This window comes from Salinicola sp. 4072 (assembly GCF_036663415.1).
GTDB lineage: Bacteria > Pseudomonadota > Gammaproteobacteria > Pseudomonadales > Halomonadaceae > Salinicola > Salinicola salarius_A.
The window spans coordinates 36,397-61,617 of sequence record NZ_JAXOVV010000020.1; the positions used below are offsets into that span (position 1 = coordinate 36,397).

Annotated in this window: 25 protein-coding genes; 15 read left to right on the top strand and 10 right to left on the bottom strand. The window is 66.5% G+C overall.

The genetic code is table 11. The annotated features are described in order from the left end of the window. Window positions 1–2: 2 nt before the first annotated feature. From phoB to R3F72_RS13590, 3 genes are all read right to left on the bottom strand, one after another. Window positions 3–692, bottom strand: a complete 690-nt coding sequence (gene phoB, locus R3F72_RS13580) for a phosphate regulon transcriptional regulator PhoB (protein WP_110630863.1) — start codon at window positions 690–692, stop codon at window positions 3–5. 151 nt (window positions 693–843) lie between these two features. Then, a complete protein-coding gene (ubiA, locus tag R3F72_RS13585; protein ID WP_332779918.1) occupies window positions 844–1,767 on the bottom strand; it encodes a 4-hydroxybenzoate octaprenyltransferase in 924 nt (307 codons plus the stop codon). 118 nt (window positions 1,768–1,885) lie between these two features. Beyond that, entirely contained in the window at window positions 1,886–2,536 is a 651-nt protein-coding gene (locus R3F72_RS13590; protein ID WP_332779919.1) for a chorismate--pyruvate lyase family protein, read from the bottom strand. Between the two features lie 36 nt (window positions 2,537–2,572). Here R3F72_RS13590 and R3F72_RS13595 point away from each other — a divergent pair, with 36 nt between their 5' ends. The 3 genes from R3F72_RS13595 to R3F72_RS13605 all read left to right on the top strand — a co-directional run bounded on the left by R3F72_RS13595 (window position 2,573) and on the right by R3F72_RS13605 (window position 4,709). Beyond that, window positions 2,573–3,775, top strand: a complete 1,203-nt coding sequence (locus R3F72_RS13595; RefSeq protein WP_332779920.1) for an NAD(P)/FAD-dependent oxidoreductase — start codon at window positions 2,573–2,575, stop codon at window positions 3,773–3,775. A 169-nt stretch (window positions 3,776–3,944) separates the two neighbouring features. Next, window positions 3,945–4,220 carry an HU family DNA-binding protein gene (locus R3F72_RS13600; RefSeq protein WP_071230476.1) on the top strand — a complete coding sequence of 92 codons (276 nt, stop codon included), beginning with the start codon at window positions 3,945–3,947 and terminating at the stop codon, window positions 4,218–4,220. Window positions 4,221–4,352: 132 nt separating this feature from the next. After that, on the top strand, window positions 4,353–4,709 hold the full coding sequence (locus tag R3F72_RS13605) for a hypothetical protein (RefSeq protein WP_087720134.1): 357 nt from the start codon (window positions 4,353–4,355) through the stop codon (window positions 4,707–4,709). Between the two features lie 64 nt (window positions 4,710–4,773). Here the strand turns inward: R3F72_RS13605 and R3F72_RS13610 are convergent, their stop codons facing one another. The 3 genes from R3F72_RS13610 to trpB form a co-directional block, all read right to left on the bottom strand. Next, window positions 4,774–5,487, bottom strand: coding sequence for a pirin family protein (locus tag R3F72_RS13610; RefSeq protein ID WP_087720133.1), 714 nt, complete (start codon window positions 5,485–5,487; stop codon window positions 4,774–4,776). A 131-nt stretch (window positions 5,488–5,618) separates the two neighbouring features. Continuing rightward, the gene (gene trpA / locus R3F72_RS13615; protein ID WP_332779921.1) at window positions 5,619–6,524 is read right to left on the bottom strand and encodes a tryptophan synthase subunit alpha; all 906 of its coding nucleotides are present in this window, start codon (window positions 6,522–6,524) and stop codon (window positions 5,619–5,621) included. Then, window positions 6,521–7,765, bottom strand: coding sequence for a tryptophan synthase subunit beta (gene trpB / locus R3F72_RS13620; protein ID WP_332779922.1), 1,245 nt, complete (start codon window positions 7,763–7,765; stop codon window positions 6,521–6,523). Before trpB ends, trpA begins: the two co-directional genes overlap by 4 nt. Window positions 7,766–7,880: 115 nt before the next feature. Here trpB and R3F72_RS13625 point away from each other — a divergent pair, with 115 nt between their 5' ends. Next, window positions 7,881–8,783: a LysR family transcriptional regulator gene (locus tag R3F72_RS13625; RefSeq protein WP_332779923.1), complete on the top strand. Its 903-nt coding sequence runs from the start codon at window positions 7,881–7,883 to the stop codon at window positions 8,781–8,783. Here the strand turns inward: R3F72_RS13625 and R3F72_RS13630 are convergent. Together R3F72_RS13630 and R3F72_RS13635 are read right to left on the bottom strand one after the other, a co-directional pair. Then, window positions 8,774–9,658, bottom strand: a complete 885-nt coding sequence (locus tag R3F72_RS13630; RefSeq protein WP_332779924.1) for an oxygenase MpaB family protein — start codon at window positions 9,656–9,658, stop codon at window positions 8,774–8,776. The two genes, R3F72_RS13625 and R3F72_RS13630, sit on opposite strands and share 10 nt — an antisense overlap. A gap of 15 nt (window positions 9,659–9,673) precedes the next feature. Further along, entirely contained in the window at window positions 9,674–10,726 is a 1,053-nt protein-coding gene (locus R3F72_RS13635) for an Lnb N-terminal periplasmic domain-containing protein (protein ID WP_332779925.1), read from the bottom strand. 330 nt (window positions 10,727–11,056) lie between these two features. On the opposite strand from R3F72_RS13635, the gene yccS reads away from it, so the two are divergent. Then, complete coding sequence (yccS, locus tag R3F72_RS13640; RefSeq protein WP_442978351.1) at window positions 11,057–13,291, top strand: YccS family putative transporter; 2,235 nt, start codon at window positions 11,057–11,059, stop codon at window positions 13,289–13,291. Between the two features lie 24 nt (window positions 13,292–13,315). Here yccS and recG read toward each other — a convergent pair whose 3' ends face one another. Both recG and R3F72_RS13650 read right to left on the bottom strand, forming a co-directional pair. Further along, the gene (gene recG, locus R3F72_RS13645) at window positions 13,316–15,394 is read right to left on the bottom strand and encodes an ATP-dependent DNA helicase RecG (protein ID WP_332779926.1); all 2,079 of its coding nucleotides are present in this window, start codon (window positions 15,392–15,394) and stop codon (window positions 13,316–13,318) included. Then, window positions 15,391–16,311: a hydrogen peroxide-inducible genes activator gene (locus tag R3F72_RS13650; protein ID WP_087720127.1), complete on the bottom strand. Its 921-nt coding sequence runs from the start codon at window positions 16,309–16,311 to the stop codon at window positions 15,391–15,393. The genes recG and R3F72_RS13650 overlap by 4 nt, the downstream gene beginning before the upstream one ends. Before the next feature lie 112 nt (window positions 16,312–16,423). Here R3F72_RS13650 and R3F72_RS13655 point away from each other — a divergent pair, with 112 nt between their 5' ends. From R3F72_RS13655 to R3F72_RS13700, 10 genes are all read left to right on the top strand, one after another. Then, window positions 16,424–17,302: an NAD-dependent epimerase/dehydratase family protein gene (locus tag R3F72_RS13655; RefSeq protein ID WP_332779927.1), complete on the top strand. Its 879-nt coding sequence runs from the start codon at window positions 16,424–16,426 to the stop codon at window positions 17,300–17,302. 250 nt (window positions 17,303–17,552) lie between these two features. Beyond that, the gene (gene phnC / locus R3F72_RS13660) at window positions 17,553–18,377 is read left to right on the top strand and encodes a phosphonate ABC transporter ATP-binding protein (protein ID WP_071230467.1); all 825 of its coding nucleotides are present in this window, start codon (window positions 17,553–17,555) and stop codon (window positions 18,375–18,377) included. A gap of 86 nt (window positions 18,378–18,463) precedes the next feature. Continuing rightward, window positions 18,464–19,507 (top strand): phosphonate ABC transporter substrate-binding protein, encoded by a 1,044-nt coding sequence (gene phnD, locus R3F72_RS13665; protein WP_071230466.1) that lies wholly within the window; start codon window positions 18,464–18,466, stop codon window positions 19,505–19,507. Window positions 19,508–19,601: 94 nt separating this feature from the next. Then, entirely contained in the window at window positions 19,602–20,396 is a 795-nt protein-coding gene (gene phnE / locus R3F72_RS13670) for a phosphonate ABC transporter, permease protein PhnE (protein WP_071230465.1), read from the top strand. A 34-nt stretch (window positions 20,397–20,430) separates the two neighbouring features. Beyond that, window positions 20,431–21,186 carry a phosphonate metabolism transcriptional regulator PhnF gene (gene phnF, locus R3F72_RS13675; protein WP_170835841.1) on the top strand — a complete coding sequence of 252 codons (756 nt, stop codon included), beginning with the start codon at window positions 20,431–20,433 and terminating at the stop codon, window positions 21,184–21,186. Next, window positions 21,183–21,623 (top strand): phosphonate C-P lyase system protein PhnG, encoded by a 441-nt coding sequence (gene phnG / locus R3F72_RS13680; RefSeq protein WP_071230463.1) that lies wholly within the window; start codon window positions 21,183–21,185, stop codon window positions 21,621–21,623. Before phnF ends, phnG begins: the two co-directional genes overlap by 4 nt. Window positions 21,624–21,711: 88 nt before the next feature. After that, a complete protein-coding gene (gene phnH / locus R3F72_RS13685; protein ID WP_071230527.1) occupies window positions 21,712–22,395 on the top strand; it encodes a phosphonate C-P lyase system protein PhnH in 684 nt (227 codons plus the stop codon). Further along, the gene (locus tag R3F72_RS13690) at window positions 22,395–23,519 is read left to right on the top strand and encodes a carbon-phosphorus lyase complex subunit PhnI (RefSeq protein ID WP_071230462.1); all 1,125 of its coding nucleotides are present in this window, start codon (window positions 22,395–22,397) and stop codon (window positions 23,517–23,519) included. The genes phnH and R3F72_RS13690 overlap by 1 nt, the downstream gene beginning before the upstream one ends. 1 nt (window position 23,520) lies before the next feature. Next, complete coding sequence (locus R3F72_RS13695) at window positions 23,521–24,354, top strand: alpha-D-ribose 1-methylphosphonate 5-phosphate C-P-lyase PhnJ (RefSeq protein WP_071230461.1); 834 nt, start codon at window positions 23,521–23,523, stop codon at window positions 24,352–24,354. Then, window positions 24,351–25,211, top strand: a complete 861-nt coding sequence (locus R3F72_RS13700; RefSeq protein ID WP_071230460.1) for a phosphonate C-P lyase system protein PhnK — start codon at window positions 24,351–24,353, stop codon at window positions 25,209–25,211. Before R3F72_RS13695 ends, R3F72_RS13700 begins: the two co-directional genes overlap by 4 nt. The last annotated feature ends 10 nt before the right edge of the window (window positions 25,212–25,221 follow it).

A 25,221-nucleotide genomic window follows, 5' to 3' on the forward strand; every position in this document is an offset into this window, starting at 1 on the left:
TCTCACTCCCGGGTCGAGAAACGGTAACCGGTGCCGCGTACGGTCTGGACCAGATGCTGGTGCGCCTCGCCCAGGCATTTGCGCAGCCGGCGGATATGGACATCGACGGTACGCTCTTCCACGTACACGTTGCCACCCCAGACCTGATCCAGCAGCTGGCTACGAGTGTAGGCGCGCTCCTGGTGGGTCATGAAGAACTGCAGCAGCCGGTATTCGGTGGGGCCGATCTCCAGCGCGCCGCCGTGGGAGGTGACGCGGTGGCTGGAAGGGTCGAGACGCAGGCCGGCGACCTCGACGGCCTCCTCGATGCCCGGCGGCGTCGCCCGGCGCAGCACCGCCTTGAGGCGGGCCACCAGCTCGCGGGGCGAAAACGGCTTGGTGATGTAGTCGTCGGCACCGGCTTCCAGCCCCTGCACCTTGTTGTCCTCCTCGCCCTTGGCGGTGAGCAGGATGATCGGCATTTCGGCGGTGGCTTCCTCGCGCTTCAGGCGCCGAGCCAGTTCGATGCCGCTGGTGCCGGGCATCATCCAGTCGAGCAGGATCAGGTCGGGCTTCTTGTCCAGCGCCATGGCGTGGCCGGTCTGGGCGTTTTCCGCCTCCAGCACGTGATAATCGGCCATCTCCAGCGCCACGGCGATCATTTCGCGAATGGATGCTTCGTCGTCAACGATGAGTACGGTCTTGGAGCTCATGCGCATGCCTCGGGTGAGCCGCCGGGGAGCTTTCCCCCATGCGCGATTGGCGCACCGGGATAACTTCCGGCCGTGACAGAACGGTGACGATTACATCGTGAAAATATGACAGCGATATGACAACCGCGCCAGCCGCTCAGTCTCGGCTTGGTCAGACCAGCGGCCACAGGGCGAGAACCAGCCCCGCGAACAGCAGCAGGCCGGACCAGAAATTGTTGAGAAAGGCGCGGAAGCAGGCATCACGCTCGCGTTCGCGAATCAGCCACTGCTGGTAGACGAAGGTGCCCGCCATCGCCGCCAGCCCCAGCCAGAAGAACCCGCCCAACTGGGTCCGGGTGCCGACCCAGACCAGCAGCGCCAGGGTCAGCAGCTGCAGCAGGCCGATGATCCGCTTGTCCCACCGGCCGAACAGCCGCGCGGTGGACTTGATCCCGATCTTGATGTCGTCGTCGCGATCGACCATCGCGTACTGGGTATCGTAGGCCACGGTCCAGGCGACGTTGGCGACCAGCAGCAGCCAGGCATCCAGCGGCACCTCGCGACTCACCGCCATGAACGCCATGGGGATGCTCCAGGAGAACGCCATGCCCAGCACCACCTGAGGCAGATGGGTGTAGCGCTTCATGAACGGGTAGATCGCCGCCAGCGCGACGCCGACGAAGGAGAGCAGCACGGTGGCGAGATTGGTCAGGCAGACCAGCACGAACGCCAGCACTACCAAGCCCGCGAACAGGATCTTGGCTTCCTTTTCGCTGATCCGCCCGGTCGCCAGCGGGCGCTCGCGGGTGCGTTTGACGTGGCCGTCGAGATGGCGGTCGGCGTAGTCGTTGACGACGCACCCGGCGGCGCGCATCAGGTAGACCCCGAGCACGAAGATGATCAGCGTGGCGCGATCCGGCAGGCCGTCGGCGGCCAGCCACAGCGCCCACAGCGTCGGCCACATCAGCAGCCAGGTGCCGATCGGCTTGTCGAGACGCGTCAGGCGAAGGAAGTCGGGCAGGCGGGCGAGGCCGCGGGGGAGAGCGGGGGGACCATCGCCGCGGGGTCGGGCGGCTGAATCGTTGGCGCTGGACATACGAATCTCCGAAACGGCAAGGCCTGAAAATCGGCAATGACTTTACTGCAACTGCGGCCTCGCTTCGAGGCTGGACGGGCAATCGGGCCGGATCGTCGTTCGGCTCGTGGGCCGCCGTTCAGGTCGAAGAAAGGCCCAGGTCCTCGGCCATGTCACGCTGGAAACACTCCTGGACCAGCAACTGGATGGTGCCGTGGCGAAAGCGCGAGCGGCGTAGCCAGAGCCCGGCACCGGCGGGCGAGACCCGCGCCACCTCGATCGGGTCGCGCTGGAGATCGTGCTGGGCGAACAGCCAGCTGCCCAGCGAGCGTTCCCCCAACGTCCGCAGGCGCCGACAACCTATGCGATCCAGCGGTGCGATCGAGCGCGCCGCGACCCAGGGCCGTTCGCCGCTCATCAGCATCACCTCGCGCACCCAGGCCACCTCGGTGGGAGCGAGGCCCAGAGCCTGGGCTTCGTCGCGGCGCGGCCGCTCGACGCCCTGATGGATCAGCTTGACCCGGAACGGGCGCTCGGATGCCGCGATGAGCCGTGCGGTAAGGGAGTCGGTGGAGGCGACCCACTGCCACCAGGCGGTGCTCATGCGAGGGCGCTGAGCGGCGGCCGGAGACCAGCGGATCCAGCGCCAGGATCGTTCGGCGGATGACAAGGCATGGCAGTGGCAGGTTGCGGGCACGCGAAACGACTCCGTGAGCAGTACCATGAAAAGCGCCGTGAAAATGGCGGGAACCGCGGGATGGCGCGGCTCGAAGGCAGCGTAGTGTACCATGAGGCCTCGAGACGACCGACCGAACGAGCCCCCGTAATGAGTCAATCCTATCATTCCACTGCGCCACTGACGATCATCGGCACCGGCATGGCCGGCCTGGGCCTGGCCCGGGCGGTGCGAAGCCACGATGCCGAGCGGCCGATCACCCTGATCAGCGCAGACAGCGGCGAGGACTATACCAAGCCGCTGCTCTCCAGCGCCTTCACCAAGCGGCAGACGGCGGAAAGGCTGGCGATACGCGATGCGGTGGGCGTGGCCGAATCGTTGCAGGTCCGGGTTCGCATCCATACCACGGTGGACGCCATCGACACCGCCAATCGCCAGCTGCGAATCGGCACCGAAATCCTGCCCTACGGCCAACTGGTACTGGCCACCGGCGCGGCGCCCCGGCAGCCGTTCGACGTGTCTCCCGCGCTGCACGATCGGGTCTTCCAGATCAACGATCTCGACGACTACCGGCGGCTGCGTGGCGTGCTGGATCGCCACCCCGGGCGACAGGCTCGCATCGCGATCATCGGCGCGGGCCTGGTGGGCTGCGAATTCGCCAGCGACCTGCACGCCGGCGGCCACCGGGTGGCGCTGATCTCTCCCGAGGCGACGCCGCTGGCCCGCCTGCTGCCGCCGCCGCTGGGGCGGGCGCTGGGCGAGGCGTTCGAGGAGACCGGCATCCGCAGCATTTTCGAACGCCGGGTGACGGCGCTCCATGACGACGGCGAAGGCGTGACGCTGGCGCTGGAGGATGGCGAAAGCCTCGAAGCGGATCTGGTGCTGATCGCAACCGGACTGACGCCCCGGACGGCGCTCGCCGAGGCCGCGGGGCTGGCGGTGTCTTCGGCGGGCATTCTCACCGATCGCCGGCTCGCCACCAGCGACCCGAACGTCTTCGCGCTGGGAGACGTGGCCTGCGTCGATGGCCTCGGCGCCCCGGGTAACGGCCTGAACGCGATGTACGTCCAGCCGCTGCAGGCCAGCGCCAAGGCACTGGCGGCGACGCTGACCGGCACGCCGACCGAGGTCAGCTACGGAAGCTGGCCGATCGTGGTCAAGACGCCGCTGTTGCCGGTGGTCGCGCTGCCGCCGCAAAAGGCGCCCCGCCGATGGCGGATCGAGGGAGAAGGCGGCGATTTCACTGCGCTGGCCGAGGACGACAACGGTGCCCTGCTGGGCTTTGCGCTGACCGGGCACTGCGTTCGTCGTAAAGTCGAACTGGCGCGAGCGACCCCCCCATTGCTAGGCTAGCCCCGGTGGCTGCGGATCTATAAGCCACGAATCGTCACCTGATGCTGGACAAACCGCGCCCCAAGCGGCCTATTATGCGACCGGAGGGCGTTGTTCCTCATCGAGAACAACAACTCGTCTCAAACGCGAGGCGTTTCAGGTGACGCCATTGCCAAACTAGGAGGGCTCTATGCGTAAGCCAGAACTCGCTGCGGCGATTGCCGAGCGTGCGGATCTGTCGAAGGACAAGGCCAGTCAGGTGTTGAACGTCATCCTCGACGAGATCACCGGTACGGTTTCCAAGGGTAGCGATGTCACTTTGATCGGTTTCGGTTCGTTCACGGTTCGCGAGCGCGCCGCACGGACGGGCAAGAACCCGCAGACTGGCAAGCCGTTGGATATTCCGGCCAGCAAGACCGTGGCCTTCAAGCCCGGCAAGGCTCTCAAGGACGCCGTCAGCAAGTAAGATCGGATCCTGGATTCTTGAGTCGCTCATTTGCCATGAGCGAAACGATAGCCGATCCGCCGAACGAAATAGGGGTGGATCGGCATTCTTCCCCTGCTGTATTCCCGTGATGGACGATTCGTGCGAGGTGGCATGAAGCTCAAGTTGATGCTCTGGTGGCTGGGCGTGATGCTCAAGCGCGCGCGTTCCCGCAAGGCGGCGTTTCGCGACGCCCTGGAAAAGCTCCAGCGATTCGATTGGGGCGTTGCCACCGAAGACCTCACGATCGCCCGTCACTACCGCATGACGCCACAGGCGATCCAGAGCGATGTCGGCCTGCCGATCGACCTGGCGCTGGAACTGCGCTTCCGCGACGCGGAAAGCGCCACGCGATTTCTGCGCAGGCCTTCCCAGCGCGCTTTTCGCGAAGGGCTGTTCAACGGCCAGCTGCGGCTGGTGGGAGACTCCCGCGATCTGGAGCGATTGCAGAGTTTGCTCAAGCACTTGTAACGCTGTCACCCGACGATAAAAGCCGGCAACGTCCCTGTCGCCGGTCGCTGATACCGCATCGATCTCAAGACGGCTGCACGGCCGGCAGATCGAAGACCAGTACTTCCGCATCCTCGCCGCCTTCCAGCGTCACGCCGGGCTCATCCACTAGCATCAGCGCATCGCCGCCTTCAAGCGCCTGGCCGTTGACCGTGATACTGCCCCTGACCACGTGCACGTAGCTCTGGCGATCCGTTGCCAGTGGCAATTCTGCCCATTCGTCGCCGTCCAGCAGCGACGCGTAGATGAAGGCGTCTTGTTGCAGTTCCAGCGAACCGTCGCGACCATCCGGTGACAGGATCAGGCACAGCCGGCCACGCTTGTCGGCTTCATCGAAATCCTTTTCGGCGTAGCGCGGTGTCAGCCCTCGCGCCCGCGGGAACAGCCAGATCTGCAGGAAGTGCACCGGCTCGCTGGCGGAGTGATTGAACTCGCTGTGCTCGACGCCGGTGCCGGTGGTCATGATCTGCACCCGGCCAGGGCCGATCGAGGAGCCGTTGCCCAGCGTGTCACGGTGGGCCAGCTCGCCGCTCAGCACATAGGAGAATATCTCCATGTCCTGATGGCCGTGCTGGCCGAAACCCTGACCCGGGGCGACACGGTCCTCGTTGATCACCCGCAGCACGCTGAAGTGCACATGTTTCGGGTCGTGATAGCCGGCGAACGAGAACGAGTGGTAGCTCTTGAGCCAGCCGTGATCGGCATAACCGCGTTCGTTACCGCGTCGAATCGTCAACATGGTCTGTCTCCTGGTTTCGGGCGCCGAACGTCAGTCACGGCGCAATGGAGACAGTGTATTGCCTAAATAATCGAACAAAAGCGCGTTTTTGCGCACGTACACGTGCGCAAAATCGAACGATCGGGGCGCGCTCAGGCTTCGCTTTTCCGGGCGCCGTGAATCGACTCGGCCAGCTCCCGCGTCAGTGCCAGCGCGCCCTCCACGCCTGTCTCGGCGAGCCGCTCGACCAGCGCGCTACCGACGACGACGGCATCGGCAACCCGGGCAACGGCAGCGGCCGTGTCACCATCACGTACGCCAAAGCCGACGGCGACCGGCAGGGGCGAGCGTCGCTTGAGCTCGATGAGCGATTCGCCCAGCGACGCCGCGATATCGGTTCGCCGAGTGCCGGTCACGCCATTGAACGCGATGCGGTAGACGAAGCCATCGCCCTGGGCGAGCAGCTTTGGTAACCGCTCCGGCGGCGTGGTCGGTGCCACCAGCGGAATCCGCGCCAGGCCCAGGTCGCGGGCCCGGGCGGTCAGCGCGGCGCCATGTTCCGGCGGCAGGTCGACCAGGATCAGGCCATCGGCGCCGGCCTCGGCAGCCGCCTGCAGAAAGCGATCCTCGCCGAAGCGCTGGATCGGATTGAGATAGCCCATCAGCACGATCGGGGTGTCATCGTCGCGGCGGCGGAAGTCGCGCACCCTCTCCAGCGTGCGCGCCAGCGTCTGGCCGTTCGCCAATGCGCGTTGCCCGGCGCGCTGGATCGCCACGCCGTCGGCCATCGGATCGCTGAACGGCATGCCCAGCTCGATGATATCGGCGCCGGCGGCCGGCAGATGCTCGAGCAGGTCGCGGCTGGTCTCGGGGTCGGGGTCGCCGGCCATGACGTAGGTCACCAGCGCAGCGCGATTCTCGGCACGCAGTGCCGCGAAGCGACGCGCCAGCCGCGAATCGGCGTTCAAGGCCTGGGTATTCGAGGTATTCATATCCAGGGCATCCGTATCCAGAACGTCCGTATCCAGGGCATCCGTATTCAAAGACGAAGCGCTCATGAGTCGGCCTCCTCGGGCATCAGGTGGCGGGTGATAGTGTCCATGTCCTTGTCGCCGCGGCCGCTCAGACAGACCACGATGATCCGGTCCGAGCCCTGTGTCGCCGCCAAACGTCCGGCATGGTACAGCGCGTGCGCGGACTCCAGCGCCGGCAGGATGCCTTCCAGCCGGCAGCAGAGCGCGACGGCCTCCAGCGCCTCGTCGTCGGTCACCGCCACGTAGCTCGCCCGGCCGCTGTCATGCAGGTACGCATGTTCGGGGCCGATGCCGGGATAGTCGAGCCCGGCAGAGATCGAGTGGGCATCCTGAATCTGGCCGTCGTCGTCCTGCAGCAGGTAGGTGCGGTTGCCGTGCAGGATGCCGGGCGTGCCGCCGTTGAGACTGGCGGCATGGCGGCCGCTCTCCAGCCCTTCGCCGGCCGCTTCGACGCCGATCATGGCTACGTCCGCATCGTCGAGAAAGGCGTGGAACAGCCCCATGGCGTTGGAACCGCCGCCGACGCAGGCGACCAGCGAGTCCGGCAGGCGATGCTGCGTCGCCAGCAGTTGCTCGCGCGTCTCGCGGCCGATCACCGACTGGAAATCCCGCACCATGCGCGGATAGGGCGCCGGCCCCGCCACGGTGCCGATGATGTAGAAGGTATCGTCGACATTGGCGACCCAGTCGCGCAGGGCCTCGTTCATGGCGTCCTTGAGCGTCGCCGTGCCGGCGTGGACGGGCACGATCTCGGCGCCGAGCAGGCGCATGCGCTGCACGTTGGGCTGCTGGCGCTCGATATCGGTGGCGCCCATGTAGATCACGCAGGTCATGTCGAGACGCGCCGCCACCGTGGCGACGGCGACGCCGTGCATGCCGGCGCCGGTTTCGGCGATCAGTCGCCGGCGGCCCATGCGGCTCGCCAGCAGCGCCTGCCCCAGCGCGTTGTTGATCTTGTGCGCGCCGGTGTGATTGAGATCCTCGCGCTTCAGGTAGAGCTTCGCGCCGCCGAAGTGTTCGGTCAGGCGCTCGGCGAAGTAGAGCGGCGTGGCGCGACCGATATAGTCACGGCGCAGCTCGTCCAGCCGTGCCTGAAAGGCGGGGTCGTCCCGTGCCTCGTCGTAGGCGGCCTCGATCTCGCCGATCAGCGGCATCAGCGTTTCCGCGACATAGCGCCCGCCGTAGCCGCGCCCTGCCTGGCCCCGATCGTCCGAGCCGCCGAAAAAGCCATGCTCGTCGGGGAGATCAACCATCTTTGCATTCATCAGTCGTTCCCGGTCAGTCGATTCGATGGGCTCAGACTAGGCTGGTCGCGCGGCGGGGAAAATCGATAAACTCTCCGCTTTCTGTGAGAAAAAATCACCAATCGACGGAGGCGGGATGGCCACGCTACCTTCGCTCAATGCGCTGCGCGCGTTCGAAGCCACGGTTCGTCTGGGCAGCGTCAGCGACGCCGCGCGGGAGCTGAACGTCACGCACGGCGCGGTGAGCCGTCAACTGCGAACCCTGGAGCACCATTTCGGCACGGCGCTGTTCGACAAGGCGGGGCGCGGGCTCGAACCGACGGCCCACGGCCGGGAGCTGTATCCGGCGGTGCATGAGGCTTTCTCACGCTTGAGCGAGGGCTGCGCCAGACTCGCGCGGCGTCTCGACGAAGCGCCGTTCACGCTGGCCTGCCCGGGCAGCCTGCTGGCGCGCTGGCTGATCCCGCGGCTCGACCGGCTCAACGCCGATCTGCCCGAACTGCGACTGCGGGTGGTTTCCAGCGAGAACGAACTCGACCCGCGCCGGGAGGACGTCGATGCCACGCTGCGCTTCGCCGCGCCGCCGTGGCCCGCCGACATGACGGTGTTCCCGCTGATGCCGGAACGAATCGTCGCCGTGGCGACACCGGCGGTCTGGACGGCGACATCGCAGGCGTCGGCCGGGGCGATGCTGGAACGGCTCACGCTGCTGGACACGGCGTCGCGGCCGCAAGCCTGGCCCGAATGGGCGGCGGCCATGGGCGTGGACGACGAGACGCTGGCAGCGGCGCGGGGCCGGGGGCGCAGCTTCGAACATCTCTACTATCTGCTGGAAGCCGCGCTGGCGGGACTCGGGGTCGCCATTGCCCCGCAGCTGCTGGTGGCCGCCGAACTGCGTCAGGAACGCCTGATGGCACCATGGCCGGCGGTCGAGACCACCGCCTCGCTGGGGCTGTGGCTGGCTCCGGGAGTCGACGCCCGACGCGGCGAGCGCCTCGCCGAATGGCTGCGTCGCGAGCTGCCCGGCGATCAGTCCTGAGCCTGCTCCCGGGCCTGCATCCGCTCCATGGCGCGACGGTAGGAGCCGTTGCGCACCGCCCAGCGCACCACCGGGGCGATGGTGCGAATGCCGCTGCGCACGGCGTGACGCTCGAGCGTCGACATCTCGAGGCTCAGCAGCGTCGCCGCCCAGGGCGGCAGCAGGTCGATGCCGGCGCGCATGAACAGCGCGCCGACGGGGCGGATGACCGGGCTCGGCGGCAGCGCGTGCAGCAGCACGTCGATGACGTCGCGGGTGCGGGCGTCGCAGACCAGATAGCGCCGCTGGCGCTCGAGATAGTCATCGATGGCCGCCCGGCTTTTGGGCACATGGCGCGCGCCCAGCGCTTCGGCCACGCGGGCGGTTTCGGCGAAGTAGCGATCCTGATCGGCCAGGCTCAGGCCGGGATCGCGATAGCGCCGATGCGAGGCGAGAAAGCGGCTCATCTCGGCGACATGGACCCACACCAGCAGATCCGGATCGTTGGCCGCGTAGGGCGTGCCGTCGGCGGCGTACCCGCTGACGCTGTCGTGGACTCGGCGTACCCGATCGAGGATCCGCTCGGCGTCGTCGCGGGAGCCGAAGGTGGTAACGGCGATGAACTGACTGGTGCGTCGCAGCCGGCCGATCATGTCGCGGCGGAAGTTGGAGTGATCCCAGACTCCGGCCAGCGCCAGCGGATGCAGCATCTGCAACAGCAGCGCGCTGACGCCGCCGCACATCATCGAGGTGAAATCCCCATGCACCCGCCACGCCATGGTCTCCGGCCCGAACAGGCCCGGGTCGCCCTTGGGCTGGGTATAGTCGACCCCGCCCAGCGTGCGGCCGGTCAGGTGGCTGATGCGATTTTCGATGGCGTCGCGCAGGGAGGTCATGGCAGTGAATTCAGCTCAGGGCGATGAAGCATGAAGGATCTCGCCGTCGGCAGCGGGAACCCCGTCGCGGATGGCACGGGAAAAGGCCTCGCTCCCGGCATTGTACGGAATCTGCTGGGCGCGCGGGTTGATATAGCCGCGGTTACGCAGGAACGCGAGCGGATGGCTCGTATCCAGCCCGCCGATCTCGTAGACGTATTCCGGCAGATAGCCGGAGAGAATCAGCCGGATGTCCCGAGGCAGTCCGTCGACGATCCTGTCGACCATGTCGAACACGATGGTGGTGCAGTTGCTGGTCAGGGTGTTGTAGAACTCAGGCGTTCGGCGCAGCCGCTCGGCTTCGTCGAGATAGGCCACGAACAGCTCGCGGCGTGCCTGCGGCGAGAGCCCGACCCGGTAGAGATAGACGTCCTCGCCTCTGACGTTGCTGCGCAGGCGCAGAATGTCGTTCTCGTCGGCAGCGATCAGGTTGAGTTCGAACTGCTTGAAGAAGCCGCCGCTGATCGAGAACGCCTCGTCCCGCTCGCGCCGGATCTCCACCGAAAACGTCAGATGCCGGCCGTCGGCAAAGCCGAACGTGACCAGCGTGTGGGCGATGGCCGGGCCCATCCAGTAGGAAACCGCCATGTCCACCGAGTCGAGCTGCGAGAGATCGTACTCGCGGGTCTCCCAGCGCGTCGTCGCGGTGTCCGGCGTCTGCCACTCGAAGTCGCGCACGTTGTGAAGCCGGACCCGGTCGCCCTCGCGTTCGACCGAGAGCTGGCGCGCGACGTCCGGCGCCCAGTCGCGATCGTTGCTGGGCTCGAGGCTCTGCCACCAACTCACGACGGCGATCAGCGCCAGCGCGAACAGGACGCGCAGCGCCGACGAGACCCGACGATGACGGCGCTTCCATAAAGGCGCCAGCAGCGCGGCCAGGCCGACCAGCACCCATGCTGCGATCACCGAGTCGACGACGAGCGTCGATCCCGGCAGTTCGAAGTGCAGCGCCAGCACGCCCCAGGCGATCACGGCCAGCAGCACCAGCGCCCGCAATGCCTGGCCCATGATGGCGAGTGCTCGCCACACGCCGTTTCGATGCGAATGCCTGGTCGGTCGCACGCTCTGCCTCAATTTTCCGGTAAACCCCGATCATGCCGAACTCCGGGATAGGGATGAAGTGGGGGCGAGGATAAAGCGCAGCGCCGTTGCTGCCGATAGGTGTAAAGACGTTATACTAAAGTCTAAAGCCTGGTGGGGTTCTCTATTCGCTCATGGTCGGTGGCGTCTGTTCCCGGTATCGCGGGCGCGCTATCTTGACGGCACGACCACAATCCTGGAGAGACCGAGATTTCCGATTCGTTTTCCCACTCCCTGCGCCAGCTATGGACGCTGGACAAGTTCGCCTACAGCTTCCGCGTGTTCCTGGCGTTCAGCGGCGCCATTGCGCTGAGCTGGTCCCAGGATCAGATCGCGCTCGCCATTCCCCTGTTTCTCGGCATCATCGCCAGCGCGCTCTCCGAGACCGACGACAACTGGGAAGGCCGCGTTCGGGCGCTGCTGGTCACGCTGATCTGTTTCCTGGTCGCCTCGTGCTCGGTGGAGCTGCTGTTCCCCTGGCCGTGGCTGTTTGCGCCCGGTCTGGCGCTGTCGGCGTTTACCTTCATCATGCTCGGCGCCGTCGAGCAGCGCTATGCCACCATCGCCTCGGCGACGCTGATCCTGTCGGTCTATTCGATGATCAATATCGAGCAGCACGGCGGCACCACCGACGGCAATTTCTGGCATCAGCCGCTGCTGTTGGTCGGCGGTGCGGCCTGGTACGGGGCGATCTCGGTCGTCTGGTGTGCGCTGTTCTCGCGCCAGCCGGTCAAGCAGAGCATGGCGCAGCTCTACCGGGAGCTGGGCGAGTATCTGATCATCAAGGCGACGCTGTTCGAGCCGCTGCGCGGGGTCGATGTCGAAAGCCGTCGCGTCGCGCTGGCGCGCCAGAACGGCCGTGTGGTGACCGCGCTCAATCAGGCCAAGGAGATGATCTTCCGGCGCCTGGAAGGCCAGCGCGGCAGCCGCAAGCTCAATCGTTACCTGCGGCTCTATTTCATCGCTCAGGACATCCACGAGCGGGTCAGCGCCTCTCATTATCCTTATTCGGCATTGACCGAGACCTTCTTCCATCACGATGTGCTGTTCCGCTGTCAGCGGCTGCTCGACCAGCAGGGCCGGGCGTGCAAGCGGCTGGCCAAGGCACTGCTGCTGCGCCAGCCCTTCGAGCACGGCCAGAGCGAGCAGGCGCTGGAGGATCTGCGGGCGTCGATCGTCTACCTGCGGGCGCAGCGCAATCCGGAATGGACCCCGCTGCTGCGCTCGCTGCAGGCACTGGGCCGTAACCTGGCGACACTGGAGGACCAGCTCTCCAGCGCCCACAACCCGGATGCGGTGGTCGATCAGAAGGACGCCAGTCTCCTCGACCGCTCGCCGCGCAGCTTTCGCGACGCCTGGGAGCGCATTCGTCTCAACCTGACGCCGGGATCGCCGACCTTTCGTCATGCCCTTCGCCTGTCGACCGCGCTGCTGGTGGGCTATGGCGTGCTGCATCTGGTTCACCCGACCCAAGGCTACTGGATCCTGCTGACCACGCTGTTCGTGTGTCGCCCCAACTTCGGTGCCACGCGCCGCTTCCTGCGCCAGCGCATCATCGGCACGGTAGTCGGCCTGGTGGTGGGCTGGGCGCTGATCAGCCTGTTCCCGAACCCGCTGCTCCAGTCGCTGATTTCCGTGGTGGCCGGCGTCGTCTTCTTCGCCAATCGCGAGAAGCATTACATCATCGCTACCGCCGCCATCACCACGCTGGTGCTGAGCAGCTTCAACCAGGTCGGCGACGGCTTCGACCTGATCCTGCCGCGGCTGATCGATACCCTGATCGGCGCGCTGATATCCGGCCTGGCGGTGTTCTTCATCCTGCCGGACTGGCAGGGGCGGCGCCTGCACAAGGTGGCCTCGACGGCGCTGACCAACAGCACGCTCTATTTGCGCGAGATCATCCACCAGTACGAGGCCGGCAAGCAGGACGACCTCGCCTACCGGCTGGCGCGCCGCAACGCCCACAACGCCGATGCCGCGCTCTCCACGGTGCTGGCCAACATGCTGCAGGAGCCCGGCCACTATCGTAAGAAGGACGCTGACGAGGGTTTCCGCTTCCTGGTCGTCTCCCATACGTTGCTGGGCTATCTCTCCGCGCTGGGCGCGCATCGGGGCGCACTGGCGGCCAACGAGTCGAATGCCGAAAGCGATGCCGAGATCTATGCTGCGGCACGGCGGATCGCGGATCGCTTCGACGCCATCGCCGCCAGTCTGGCATCACGCCAGCCCATCCCCGAGCTCAAGAGCGAGCAGAATGCGCTGATGGCGATCTTCGAGCAGGAGCCCACCGCTGCCCAGGACGACGCCGACGACGAGCGTCGCGTGATCCAGACTCAACTGCTGCACATCAGCCGCCAGCTGGTGCCGATGAGCGAAGCGGCGGCCCGGCTGGTGGCGCGGCCGGTGGAGACGCCGGACGAGGGCAAAAGTGGCAACGGAAAAGGTGACGACGAAAAAGATGACGAGGAGAACAGCGGCGAGAAGATTGGCGGCAAAGCCGCCGAGAATGCTTGAGCGCGCGGGGGCTACGGGCAGGCTTCAAACCTGCCCGTAGCGCCCGGCTTCGTCGCCCAGCCAGCGCTGGATCAGCGGTGGCGCGGCGTCGGGGGCTTCCTCGAGCAGTGCCTGGGCCAGGGCGGTGACGGTATCGAGCAGGTCGCGATCGCGCTCGAGATCGGCGATCTTCATCTGCGCCAGCCCGGTCTGGCGGGTGCCGAGCACTTCGCCGGGGCCGCGCAGTTCGAGGTCCCTTTCCGCCACCTTGAAGCCGTCGGTGGTGTCGCGCAGGATGCCGAGACGCTGGCGCGAATGGTTCGACAGCGGCGGGTGATAGAGCAGTACGCAGTAGCTGTCGACGCTGCCACGGCCGACCCGGCCGCGTAGCTGATGCAACTGGGAGAGCCCCAGACGCTCCGGGTTCTCGATGATCATCAGGCTGGCGTTGGGCACGTCGACACCGACCTCGATCACCGTGGTCGCCACCAGCAGATCCAGCTCGCCCTGCTTGAAGGCATCCATCACGTCGGCCTTTTCCTGAGCCTTCATGCGGCCGTGAACCAGTCCCACGTTGAGCTCCGGCAGCGCTTCCACCAGCGTGTCGCGGGTCACCTCCGCCGCCTGGCAGGTCAACGCCTCCGACTCCTCGATCAGGGTGCAAACCCAGTAGGCCTGGCGGCCGTCGGCACAGGCGTTGCGGATACGCTGAATCACTTCCGGGCGACGCTCGTCGGGCACCGCTACGGTATGTACCGGCGTGCGTCCCGGCGGCAACTCGTCGATCACCGACAGGTCGAGATCGGCGTAGGCGCTCATCGCCAGGGTGCGCGGGATCGGCGTGGCAGTCATGATCAGCTGATGCGGCGTCAGGCCGCCGGATTCGCCCTTCTGGCGTAGTGCGAGGCGCTGATGCACGCCGAATCGATGCTGCTCGTCGATCACCGCCAGCCCCAGGCGGTGGAAGACCACGTCGTCCTGAAACAGCGCGTGAGTGCCGACGGCGACCTGCACGCGGCCGTCGGCGATGGCCGCCTTGGTATCCAGGCGTGCCTTGCCCTTGAGCTTGCCGGCCAGCCAGCCGACCTCGATCCCCAGCGGTTCGAGCCAGGCCCGAAACTGGCGGAAGTGCTGCTCGGCGAGAATCTCGGTGGGGGCCATCACCGCCGCCTGGCAGCCGCCGGCGATGGCGTTCAGCACCGCCATGGCGGCGACCACGGTCTTGCCCGAACCGACGTCGCCTTGGACCAGCCGCAGCATCGGCACTTCCCGCTCCAGATCCCGTCCGATCTCCTCCAGCACCCGGCGCTGCGCCTGGGTCAGCGAGAACGGCAGCTGGGTCAGAAAGCGCGCCTGCAGATTGCTGGCGGCGGCGAGCCGGGGCGCGCCATCGGCCTGAATGCGCAGGCGGACCTGGCGCAGGCTCAACTGATGGGCCAGCAGCTCTTCCAGCGCCAGGCGCCGCTGTGCGGGATGGCGGCCATCGGCCAGCCGTTCCTGCGGCGCGTCCGGCGGTGGTTCGTGCAGATAGCGCAGCGATTCGATCAGCCCCGGCAGCCGAAAACGACCGCGCAGCGGTTCGGGAATCCACTCCGGCAGGCTTTCGGGCGCCTGTTCGAGCCGCTTCAGCGCCTGCTGGATCAGGGCGCGCAGGCGCGGCTGCGCCAGCCCTTCGGTGGCGGGGTAGATCGGTGTGAGATGTTCGTCCACCGGCGTCGCTTCGCTCTGGATGAGACGATATTCCGGGTGATAGATCTCGAGCCCGGTGCTGCCGGCGCGGGCCTCGCCGAAGCAGCGCACCTGTACGCCCTTGACGAACTGTTGCTGCTGGGCCGGCGAGAAATGGAAAAAGCGCAGGCTGAGGATGCCGGTGCCGTCCTTGAGGCGGACCAGCAGGCTGCGCCGACGGCCGCGGACGACCTCGGCAGCGCTGACCTCGCCTTCGACCACGGCCTCGGTGCCGGCACGCAGGGTGCCGATGGGCGTGATTCGTGTCCGGTCCTGATAGCGCAGCGGCAGATGGAAAAGCAGGTCGACGACGTGCTCGATGCGCAGCCGGGCCAGCTTGCCGGCCAGGGCCTCGCCGACGCCGGAGAGGTCGGTTACCGGCGCATCGAGGCTCATGCGGCCTCGACGTCGCTACCCTGGATTTTATCGATCGCCTGAATCAGTGCGTCGATCGCCTTGGGCCGCGGGAAACTGGCGCGCCATGCCAGCGCGACGCTACGCGTGGGGGCACTGCCCTTGAACGGCCGACTCTCCAGCAGGCCGTTTTCATAATGATTGGTGCCGATCGCCAGCTTCGGCAGCACGGTGATGCCCAGGCCGGAGGCGACCATGTGACGGATGGTCTCCAGCGAGCCGCCTTCGGCGATCAGGGTGTTCGACGGGTTGTTGAGCTGCGCGCTGATCGCCGGGCAGGCCTCCAGAATCTGGTCCCGGAAGCAGTGACCCTCGCCGAGCAACAACAGCCGTTCGGTGAGCAGATCCTCCTTGGCGATCGCCGCCTTCTCCGTCCATGGATGGCCGGCCGGCAGCAGCACCTCGAATGGCTCTTCGTAGAGCGTCTTGGTGACTACGTCGGACTCGTTGAACGGCAGCGCCACGAAGATGGCATCGAGTTCGCCGCTGCGCAGCTTGCGCCGCAGCACGCCGGTGAAGCTCTCCTCGATATAGAGCGGCATCTGCGGTGCGATGCGCGACAGCGCCGGAATCAGATGCGGAAACAGATAGGGGCCGATGGTATAGATGGCACCGATCCGCAGCGGGCTGATCAACTGGTCCTTGCCTTCGGTGGCCATCTCCCGGATCAGCGTGGCCTGCTCCAGCACGCGGTGCGCCTGCTCGACGATCCGCTCGCCCAGCGGGGTCACCTGAACGGTGGATTTGGAGCGTTCGAACAGGGCGATGCCGAGCTCGTCCTCGAGTTTCTTGACGGCCACCGACAGCGTCGGCTGGGAAACGAAGCAGCGTTCGGCGGCGCGGCCGAAGTGGCGCTCCTGGGCCAAGGTTACGATGTAGCGGAGTTCTGTTAGAGTCATTGGCTGGGACCGGAAGGCTCCCTGTCGCACGAAGTCAGTGTGTGGTTCTCGAGGTCATTCGCGTCCTCAGGGACGAATCATCAAGGACGTTTTACCAAGAGGCTAGGGAAAGGTGAAGAAAACTACGCTAATTCTCGGCTGTGGCGATATCGGCACCCAGCTCGGGAAGCAGTTGATCGATGCCGGTCATCGCGTGATCGGCGCACGCCGCAACGTCGGCGCGCTCGCCGGCACCGGGATCGAAGCGGTGGCGCTGGACGTGACCGACGAAGCCGCGCTGGCGGCACTGCCGGATGCCGATATCATCGTCTACGCGGTGACGGCGGACCGGTTCGAGGAGTCGGCCTACGAGGCGGCATATCCGACTGGCCTGAAGGCGGTTCTGCAGGCGTTCGGCGCCCGCGAGAAGCCGCCCGAGCGGGTCCTTTTCGTCTCCTCGACCAGCGTCTATGCCCAGCAGGGCGGCGAAGAGGTGGACGAGACCTCGGTGACCGAACCCCACGGTTTCTCGGGGGTACTGATGCGCGAGGCCGAGCAGGCGCTGCTCGCACACGATCTGCCCGGCACGGCCATCCGCTTCTCGGGAATCTACGGCCCGGGTCGCGACCGGCTGATCCGCCAGGTGAGCGAAGGCCGTATCGCCGCCTCCAACCCGCCAATGTACTCCAATCGCATTCATCGCGACGACTGCGCGGGCGTGATCGCCCACCTGATCCAGCTGGCGCTGGAAGGCAAGCCGCTGGAGCCGGTCTATCTCGCCAGCGATTGCGATTCGGCACCGCTGCACGAAGTGATGGCCTGGATCGCCGGGCGACTCAAGGTCGAGACGCCGGACGTCATCCAGTCACCGCTGCGTCGCCGTTCCAGCAAGCGCTGCAACAACCGGCTGCTGCTCGATTCCGGCTACACGTTCCGCTATCCCACCTTCCGAGAAGGTTACGAGGACGTGCTCAGACAGGGCGGTTTCCTGCCCGCCACGGAAAGCGCCTGACGCCCGGCCGGCGGCCGACATCGTCTTGTGCTGGATGTGACGATTCGACGACGAATTCGTGTCGGCGAGATGACGGCCGCCGCCAACTTATTGATATTCTCCATAAAGCGCCAGCGGGCGCTTTTTTCGTGGCGCTTTTTGCCCCCGCCTTTGTCACCGTTTCTTAATTGTCTAGATAAATAACCGTCATACGACGTCGCCAGACTGTGTCCAGCCTTTCAGGTTCCAAACACTTTCCGGGACGAATCGTATGACCGCCATCATTAGCGTCGAACGGCTCGACAAATCCTTCGGCAACCACGCCGCGCTGCGCGAGGTGGGTTTCGAGATCGCCAGCGGCGAAATGGTCACCCTGATCGGGCCGTCGGGCTCCGGCAAGTCGACCCTGCTGCGCCATCTCATCGGCCTGACCCGTGCCGACCGCCAGTCGCACGGTCATGTCAGAGTGCTGGATCGCGACGTGCAGCGCCAGGGGCGACTGGTCGGCGCGAGTCGCGAACAGCGCCGTCGTGCCGGCTACATCTTCCAGCAGTTCAATCTCGTCGGCCGCCTGAGCGTGCTGACCAACGTGCTGATCGGCCACCTCGGGGCGATGCCGCGATGGCGGGCGCTGACGGGCCGCTTCACCCAGCACGAACGGGACCTGGCGCTGCGCGCACTCGAGCGGGTCGGCATCGTCGGTCTCGCCCATCAGCGCGCCAATACCCTTTCCGGCGGCCAGATGCAGCGCGTCGCCATTGCCCGGGCGCTGGTCCAGGAGGCCGAAGTGATCTTCGCCGACGAGCCGATCGCCTCCCTCGATCCGCGCAGCGCCCGCGAAGTGATGGAGATCCTCCAGCGCATCAATCGCGAGGACGGCCGCACCATCGTCGTCACCCTGCATCAGGTCGACGTCGCGCGCCGCTACTGCCGCCGCGCCATCGCCCTCAAACAGGGGCGGCTCTACTACGACGGGCCGATCGAAGGCCTCACCGACAGCCGCCTGCAGGCGCTCTACGAGAACGCCGGTCTCGACGAGCTCGAATCCCGTCAGCCCGATCATCGGATGGCGGCGCCACTGCATGCGGTGGGCTGAGCCGAGCGAGCTCTGCAGGAAAACCGACATACCCACGACCGATCCCTGACCATCGATCACCAACCCCGACGCTTCGAGGAAACGACATGATCTCATCCCGTCTACGCCGTGCGGCCCTGCCGCTGATCGCCGGACTCGGCCTGTTCGGCACCACGCTGGCCGTCAGTTCGGCCCAGGCCGCCGACGAGCCGCTGCGCTTCGGCATCATCTCCACCGAATCGAGTTCCAACCAGTCGACCCAGTGGCAGCCGTTTCTGGATGACATGTCCGAGGCGTTGGGCGTCGAGGTCCAGCCGTTCTTCGCCACCGACTACGCCGCGGTGATCCAGGCGATGCGCTTCGACAAGGTCGATCTCGCCTGGTACGGCAACAAGTCGGCAATGGAAGCAGTCGATCGCGCCGGTGGCGAGATCTTCGCCCAGACCGTCGCCGCCAATGGCGCGCCGGGCTACTGGAGCCTGATGATCGTCAACAAGGAGAGCCCCTACGACTCAGTCGACGAAGTGCTGGATCACGCCGGCGAGCTGACCTTCGGCAACGGCGATCCCAACTCTACCTCGGGATATCTGGTACCGGGCTACTACGTCTTCGCCAAGAACCACGTCGATCCCGCCACCGCGTTCAAGCGCACGCTCAATTCCAATCACGAGACCAATGCGCTGACCGTGGCCAACGGCCAGGTCGATGTCGCGACGTTCAACACCGAAAGCATGGAGCGCCTGGAGATCACTCATCCCGACAAGGCCGACCAGCTCAAGGTGATCTGGAAGTCGCCGCTGATCCCCTCCGATCCGCTGGTCTGGCGTACCGATCTACCGCAGGAAACCAAGGACGAGCTGCGCCAGTTCTTCCTGAGCTACGGCGATACCGACAAGCAGAAGCAGATTCTCGAACCGCTGCAGTGGTCCGGTTTTGCCGCTTCCGACAACGACCAACTGCTGCCGATCCGTCAGCTCGCCCTGTTCAAGCAGCGCGCCCAGCTCGCCGCCGACGATTCGATCGATGCCGAGGAGAAGCAGCAGCAACTCGCGGATATCGACGCTCGCCTCGAATCGCTGAACCAGCGCATGGACGCCCGCGAAGCCGCGCAGGCCGAGCAGGCCGACAACACCACGGCAATGGCCAACTGAGGTTCCGCTCCCGGCCGGCGGCAGATCGACTCTTCGACCTGCCGCCGACGATCGAGCTCCGATCCTCATCGATCTCTTCGTCAGGACAACGCACATGCAAAGCGCCTCTTCCCTCGACATGCAAGCCCGCGCCGGCAAGCGCAGCTGGACCACGCTGCTAGGCTGGGCGGTTGCCGCAGGCGTGCTCGGCTGGGCCTGGCAGGGCGCCGAAATGGCCCCGGGCCTGCTGGTCAGCAACGCCGGCAACATGGCCACGCTCGCCGCCGACTTCGTGCCGCCGACCTTCGGCAGTCTCGATCACTACATCGACCAGATGCTGGTGACCATCCAGATCGCGATCTGGGGCACGCTGCTGGCGGTGCTGTTCGCCATCCCGTTCGGCCTGCTCTCCTCGGACAACCTAGCGCCGTGGTGGATCAACCAGCCGGTACGACGCCTGATGGATGCGTGCCGCGCGATCAACGAACTGGTGTTCGCGATGCTGTTCGTGGTCGCCGTCGGCCTGGGGCCGTTCGCCGGCACCATGGCGCTGTTCGTCCACACCACCGGCGTGCTCGCCAAGCTGTTCTCGGAAGCGGTGGAAGCCACCGATGCCGGGCCGATGGAAGGCGTTCGCGTCACCGGCGCCGGGCGACTGGAAGAGATTATCTTCGGCCTGATCCCCCAGGTTCTGCCGCTGTGGATTTCGGTCAGCCTGTACCGCTTCGAGTCCAACATTCGCTCCGCCACGGTGCTCGGCATGGTCGGCGGCGGCGGAATCGGCGTCTCGCTGTGGGAGACCATGCGCGGATTCCAGTACACCGAGACCGCCACGATCATGCTGGTGATCATCGTTGCCGTCACTTTGCTCGATATGGCGTCGCAGCGTGTTCGCAAACGCTTCATCTGATGCCGGGGCTTCCCCCGGTTTTTTGGGTCCGATGATGTCTAGACAAATTTTGACGATGCCGCGCTACCGCGAACTGGCCGAAGTGCTGGTGCGCGAAGTGCGCGCCGACTACGCCCCCGGCGATCTGCTGCCGACCGAGGCCCAGTTGGCCAAGCGCTTCGCGGTCAATCGCCACACGGTACGCCGGGCGCTGGACGAGCTGGTCGCCGCCGGCCTGGTGACGCGCCACCAGGGACGCGGCACCCAGGTGGTCGATCGTCGCCTCGACTACGCCGTCAGCGCCGGCAGCAAGGTGACCCAGAATCTGGCCGGCCTCGGTCTGCCTTCGAATACCTGCTGTCTCGAACAGGGGCTCGAGACGCCCCCCGAGGCGATCGCGCTGCGTTTCGGCCGCCCCGCCGACGAGCCGCTGCTGCGGGTCGATACCGTGCGCTACGTCGACGATGCCCCGCTGATGCGGCTGCGCCACTGGTTCGATCCCGAGCGCGTGCCGGGCTGGCTGGAGCGCTATCGCGGCGGTTCCACCCGCGCCCTGCTGGGTCAGCACTATGGCCTGCGGCTTCACCGGCGCCGGGTGCGCATCGATGCCGCAACCGCCACCCGCGACGACGCCCGCTGGCTGCAGTGTCCGCTCAACGCACCGCTGCTGCTGATGACCAGCGAAAACACCGATGCCGACGGCGCGCTGGTGGAAATCTCGATGGGCCGGGCGCGTGCCGACCGGCTCTCCTATCACGTTGATTTCGACATCGACCCCATGGATTTCGACACCGACGAGGTTGCGTCATGAACGACACATCACGAGGCGCGCGTCAGCGGCTGCTGGCGCTCTCTACCCGCGAGCGAATCGAGGCGTGCTGGACGGCGCTCGATGCAGTGCCCGCACACCGCTGCGTACGCGGCCCGGAAGCCGGCATGGCGATGCTCAAGGGCCGCACCGGCGGTACCGGCAACGCCTTCCATCTCGGCGAGATGACCCTGACCCGCGCCAGCGTCGCCCTCGACGACGGCACCCTCGGCCACGGCTGGGTACGGGGCCGTGACCACCGCCACGCCGAGCTGATCGCACTGGCCGATGCCGTCGCCCAGCACACCGAATGGCAGCAGAAGCTCGAGACGCACGTGCTCGCGCCGTTGGCCGAGGAACTGGCCGAGCGTCAGCGCCGCGATGCCGCCACCGCCGCCGCCACCCGCGTCGACTTCTTCACCCTCGTACGTGGTGAATAGGTACGTGGCGAGTGAGCACGTGGTGAATGAGTACGTGGCGAGTGAGCACGGGCGAATGACGATGGAGAAAGTGACGATGGACAAAGCAATGACGGTAAAGACGGAAACGACGAGGGATCTCGTCTGGCCTGGGCTGGCCGACCCCGCCCACGACAGTCAGCGTCTGTTTCGCCAGATTCTCGGCGCGCTTTCCGAGCCGGGCACGCTGACCACGCTGGCACTGCCGGCACCGCCCCAGGTGGCGCCGAGTGACGCGCTGGGCGCCGCACTGTGGGGCGTGGTGCTGACGCTTTGCGACCTCGAGACACGCGTCTGGATCGCCGCCGACCTCGACTCGCCGGCCCTGCGCGAGGCGCTAACCTTCCACACCGGCGCGCGAATCACCGATGACCCGGCGAGTGCCGATTTCGCGCTGCTGACCCACGAGTCCTTCGATCCGCAGACACCTTTCGCGGTGGGCAGCGACACCTATCCCGATCGCGGTACCACGCTGCTGGTCGCCGTCGAGCGGCTGGAAAACGATTCGAACGGTGCCGACGACGCAGACCACGGCTGGCGGCTCAGCGGCCCCGGCATCGCCGAGTCGCGGGTGCTCGATATCGGTGACGGCGCCGGCTGCCGGGCACTGATGACTCGCCTGGCCGGCAACCGTGCCAGCTTTCCGCAGGGGCTGGACGCCATCTTCGGCTGCGGCGCGCAGCTGGCGGCGATTCCCCGCAGCACCCGAATTGCGAGTGTCGAGGCTCGCGCCGATTCTCAGGAGACGAACTGATGTACGTAGCCGTCAAGGGAGGCGAGCAGGCGATTGCCAACGCCCATCGCTGGCTGGCCGACCGCCGCCGCGGCGATCGCGATCGCCCGGAACTGGAGGTCGCCCAGGTCGGTGACCAGCTGCGGCTGGCCGTCGACCGGGTGATGAGCGAAGCCTCGCTCTACGATCCCGAACTCGCCGCGCTCGCATTCAAGCAGGCCAGCGGCGATCTCACCGAAGCCGTGTTCCTGCTGCGCGCCTATCGCACCACGCTGCCGCGACTGGCGGTCAGCGAGCCGCTCGACACCGCCAGCATGCGCATCGAGCGCCGCATCAGCGCCACCTACAAGGACATCCCCGGCGGCCAGATTCTGGGGCCGACCTACGACTACACCCACCGCCTGCTCGACTTCCTGCAGCTGGCCGGTGCCGAGGTGCCGGCCGCCGAGATTCGCGAAGAGGTTACCGAAGCCGAGGCGTGCCCGCAGATTCTGGAGCTGCTCAACGACGAAGGCCTGGTGGAGCAGGAGATCGACGACGGCAGTGAGCCTGCGGACATCACCCGCGATCCGCCCGATTACCCGATGGACCGTGCCGCCCGGCTGCAGATGCTGGCCCGCGGCGACGAGGGCTACCTGCTGGCGCTGGGGTACTCCACCCAGCGCGGCTACGGCCGCAACCACCCGTTTGCCGGCGAGATTCGCCTGGGTCAGGTGGAGGTCGAGATCCACGTCGACGAGTGGGACGAGACGATCTGCGTCGGCGAGATCGCGTTGAGCGAGTGCCAGATGATCAACCAGTTCGGCGGCTCGCGCGAGGCCGCACCGCAGTTCACGCGCGGTTACGGCCTCGCCTTCGGCCACAACGAGCGCAAGACCATGGCGATGGCGCTGGTCGATCGCGCCCTGCGCGCCGAGGAGCTGGGCGAGCCGATCATCGGCCCCGCCCAGCAGGCGGAGTTCGTGCTGGCCCACGCCGACAGCGTCGACGCCTCCGGCTTCGTCTCGCACCTGAAACTGCCGCACTACGTCGACTTCCAGTCCGAGCTCGATCTGCTGCGCCGTCTGCGACGCGAGCATGCCGCACGCCAGGCTGAACTCGACGGCACCCGCGACACCGCCAGCCCCCAGCAGGAGGAGCGCTAACGTGGACGGTTATAACTTCGCGTATTTGGACGAACAAACCAAAAGGATGATCCGCCGCGCGCTGCTCAAGGGGGTGGCGATTCCCGGCTATCAGGTACCGTTCGGCGGACGCGAGATGCCGATGCCCTACGGCTGGGGCACCGGCGGTGTGCAGCTCACCGCGAGCATTCTCGGTGCCTACGACATTCTCAAGGTGATCGACCAGGGTGCCGACGACACCACCAATGCGGTCAGTATCCGCCACTTCTTCCAGCGCGTGGCCGGCGTCGAGACCACCACCGCCACCACCGCGGCGGACGTCATCCAGACCCGCCACCGGATTCCCGAGACGCCGCTGCGAAGCGGCCAGATCCTGGTGTTCCAGGTGCCGATTCCCGAGCCGCTGCGCTTCATCGAGCCCAGCGAGCAGGAGACGCGGCTGATGCACGCGCTGGAGGAGTACGGCGTGATGCACGTCAAGCTCTACGAGGACATCGCCCGCTACGGCCATATCGCCACCACCTACGCCTACCCGGTCAAGGTGGACGGGCGCTACGTGATGGACCCGTCGCCGATCCCCAAGTTCGACAACCCCAAGCTCGACGGCAACCCGGCGCTGATGCTGTTCGGCGCCGGTCGCGAGAAGCGGCTTTACGCGATCCCGCCCTACACCCGGGTCGAGAGCCTCGACTTCGAGGACCATCCGTTCGAGGTCCAGAGCTGGGAGCACACCTGTGCGCTGTGCGGCAGCGATCACAGCTATCTCGACGAAGTGATCACCGATGACAAGGGCGGGCGGATGTTCGTCTGCTCCGATACCGACTACTGCCAGACGCGACGGGGAGAGGTGGCATGAAGAAGCCGGCACTGGAGCGCCCGGTCCTGCTGGACGTTCAGGACATCACCCGCCTCTACGGTCCCGGCAAGGGCTGCGAGGCGATCGATTTTCAACTGCATGCCGGCGAGGTGCTGGGCATCGTCGGCGAATCCGGCTCCGGCAAGTCGACGCTGTTGCGCGTGCTCGCCGGGATGGAAGCGCCCGATGCGGGACGCGTGGTCTATCGAAGGGCTATTCACGAGTCCGAAGCCGCTCGAGCCGGCGCCGGAGAAGACGTGCTGGATAAGGGAGAGTTGGAGAGGGATGAGGCCGAGCTCGATCTCTACGCCATCGGCGAGGCACGGCGTCGAGCACTGCTGCGTCTCGAATGGGGGCTGGTGCACCAGAACCCCCGCGATGGCCTGCGGATGGGCGTTTCCGCCGGGGCCAATATCGGCGAGCGGCTGATGGCCCAGGGCCAGCGCCACTACGGTCAGTTGCGTGCCACCGGCCAGGAGTGGATGCGCCAGGTCGAGCTCGACCCCGGTCGTATCGACGACGCCCCGCGCACCTTCTCCGGCGGCATGCAGCAGCGCCTGCAGATCGCCCGCACCCTGGTCACCCGGCCGCGTCTTGTGTTCATGGACGAGCCCACCGGCGGGCTCGACGTCTCGGTGCAGGCGCGCCTGCTCGACATGCTGCGCACGCTGGTACGCCAACTGGGCCTTTCGGTGGTGCTGGTCACCCACGACCTCGCCGTGGCGCGCCTGCTCGCTCACCGCCTGATGGTGATGCGCCGCGGCCAGGTGGTCGAGGCCGGCCTTACCGACCAGATCCTCGACGATCCGCAGCACGCGTATACGCAGCTGCTGGTTTCATCCGTGCTGACACCTTGAGGGAGGAATT

Coding starts and splice junctions, on each gene's coding strand:
- trpB (WP_332779922.1), bottom strand. CDS start 7,765: ATGAATGCAAAGATGGTTGATCTCCCCGACGAGCATGGCTTTTTCGGC.
- R3F72_RS13600 (WP_071230476.1), top strand. CDS start 3,945: ATGCGTAAGCCAGAACTCGCTGCGGCGATTGCCGAGCGTGCGGATCTG.
- R3F72_RS13650 (WP_087720127.1), bottom strand. CDS start 16,311: ATGACTCTAACAGAACTCCGCTACATCGTAACCTTGGCCCAGGAGCGC.
- phnF (WP_170835841.1), top strand. CDS start 20,431: ATGTCTAGACAAATTTTGACGATGCCGCGCTACCGCGAACTGGCCGAA.
- phnH (WP_071230527.1), top strand. CDS start 21,712: ATGACGGTAAAGACGGAAACGACGAGGGATCTCGTCTGGCCTGGGCTG.
- R3F72_RS13690 (WP_071230462.1), top strand. CDS start 22,395: ATGTACGTAGCCGTCAAGGGAGGCGAGCAGGCGATTGCCAACGCCCAT.
- phoB (WP_110630863.1), bottom strand. CDS start 692: ATGAGCTCCAAGACCGTACTCATCGTTGACGACGAAGCATCCATTCGC.
- R3F72_RS13605 (WP_087720134.1), top strand. CDS start 4,353: ATGAAGCTCAAGTTGATGCTCTGGTGGCTGGGCGTGATGCTCAAGCGC.
- ubiA (WP_332779918.1), bottom strand. CDS start 1,767: ATGTCCAGCGCCAACGATTCAGCCGCCCGACCCCGCGGCGATGGTCCC.
- R3F72_RS13625 (WP_332779923.1), top strand. CDS start 7,881: ATGGCCACGCTACCTTCGCTCAATGCGCTGCGCGCGTTCGAAGCCACG.
- recG (WP_332779926.1), bottom strand. CDS start 15,394: ATGAGCCTCGATGCGCCGGTAACCGACCTCTCCGGCGTCGGCGAGGCC.
- R3F72_RS13595 (WP_332779920.1), top strand. CDS start 2,573: ATGAGTCAATCCTATCATTCCACTGCGCCACTGACGATCATCGGCACC.
- phnE (WP_071230465.1), top strand. CDS start 19,602: ATGCAAAGCGCCTCTTCCCTCGACATGCAAGCCCGCGCCGGCAAGCGC.
- phnG (WP_071230463.1), top strand. CDS start 21,183: ATGAACGACACATCACGAGGCGCGCGTCAGCGGCTGCTGGCGCTCTCT.
- R3F72_RS13700 (WP_071230460.1), top strand. CDS start 24,351: ATGAAGAAGCCGGCACTGGAGCGCCCGGTCCTGCTGGACGTTCAGGAC.
- phnC (WP_071230467.1), top strand. CDS start 17,553: ATGACCGCCATCATTAGCGTCGAACGGCTCGACAAATCCTTCGGCAAC.
- R3F72_RS13630 (WP_332779924.1), bottom strand. CDS start 9,658: ATGACCTCCCTGCGCGACGCCATCGAAAATCGCATCAGCCACCTGACC.
- phnD (WP_071230466.1), top strand. CDS start 18,464: ATGATCTCATCCCGTCTACGCCGTGCGGCCCTGCCGCTGATCGCCGGA.
- R3F72_RS13590 (WP_332779919.1), bottom strand. CDS start 2,536: ATGGTACACTACGCTGCCTTCGAGCCGCGCCATCCCGCGGTTCCCGCC.
- trpA (WP_332779921.1), bottom strand. CDS start 6,524: ATGAGCGCTTCGTCTTTGAATACGGATGCCCTGGATACGGACGTTCTG.
- R3F72_RS13610 (WP_087720133.1), bottom strand. CDS start 5,487: ATGTTGACGATTCGACGCGGTAACGAACGCGGTTATGCCGATCACGGC.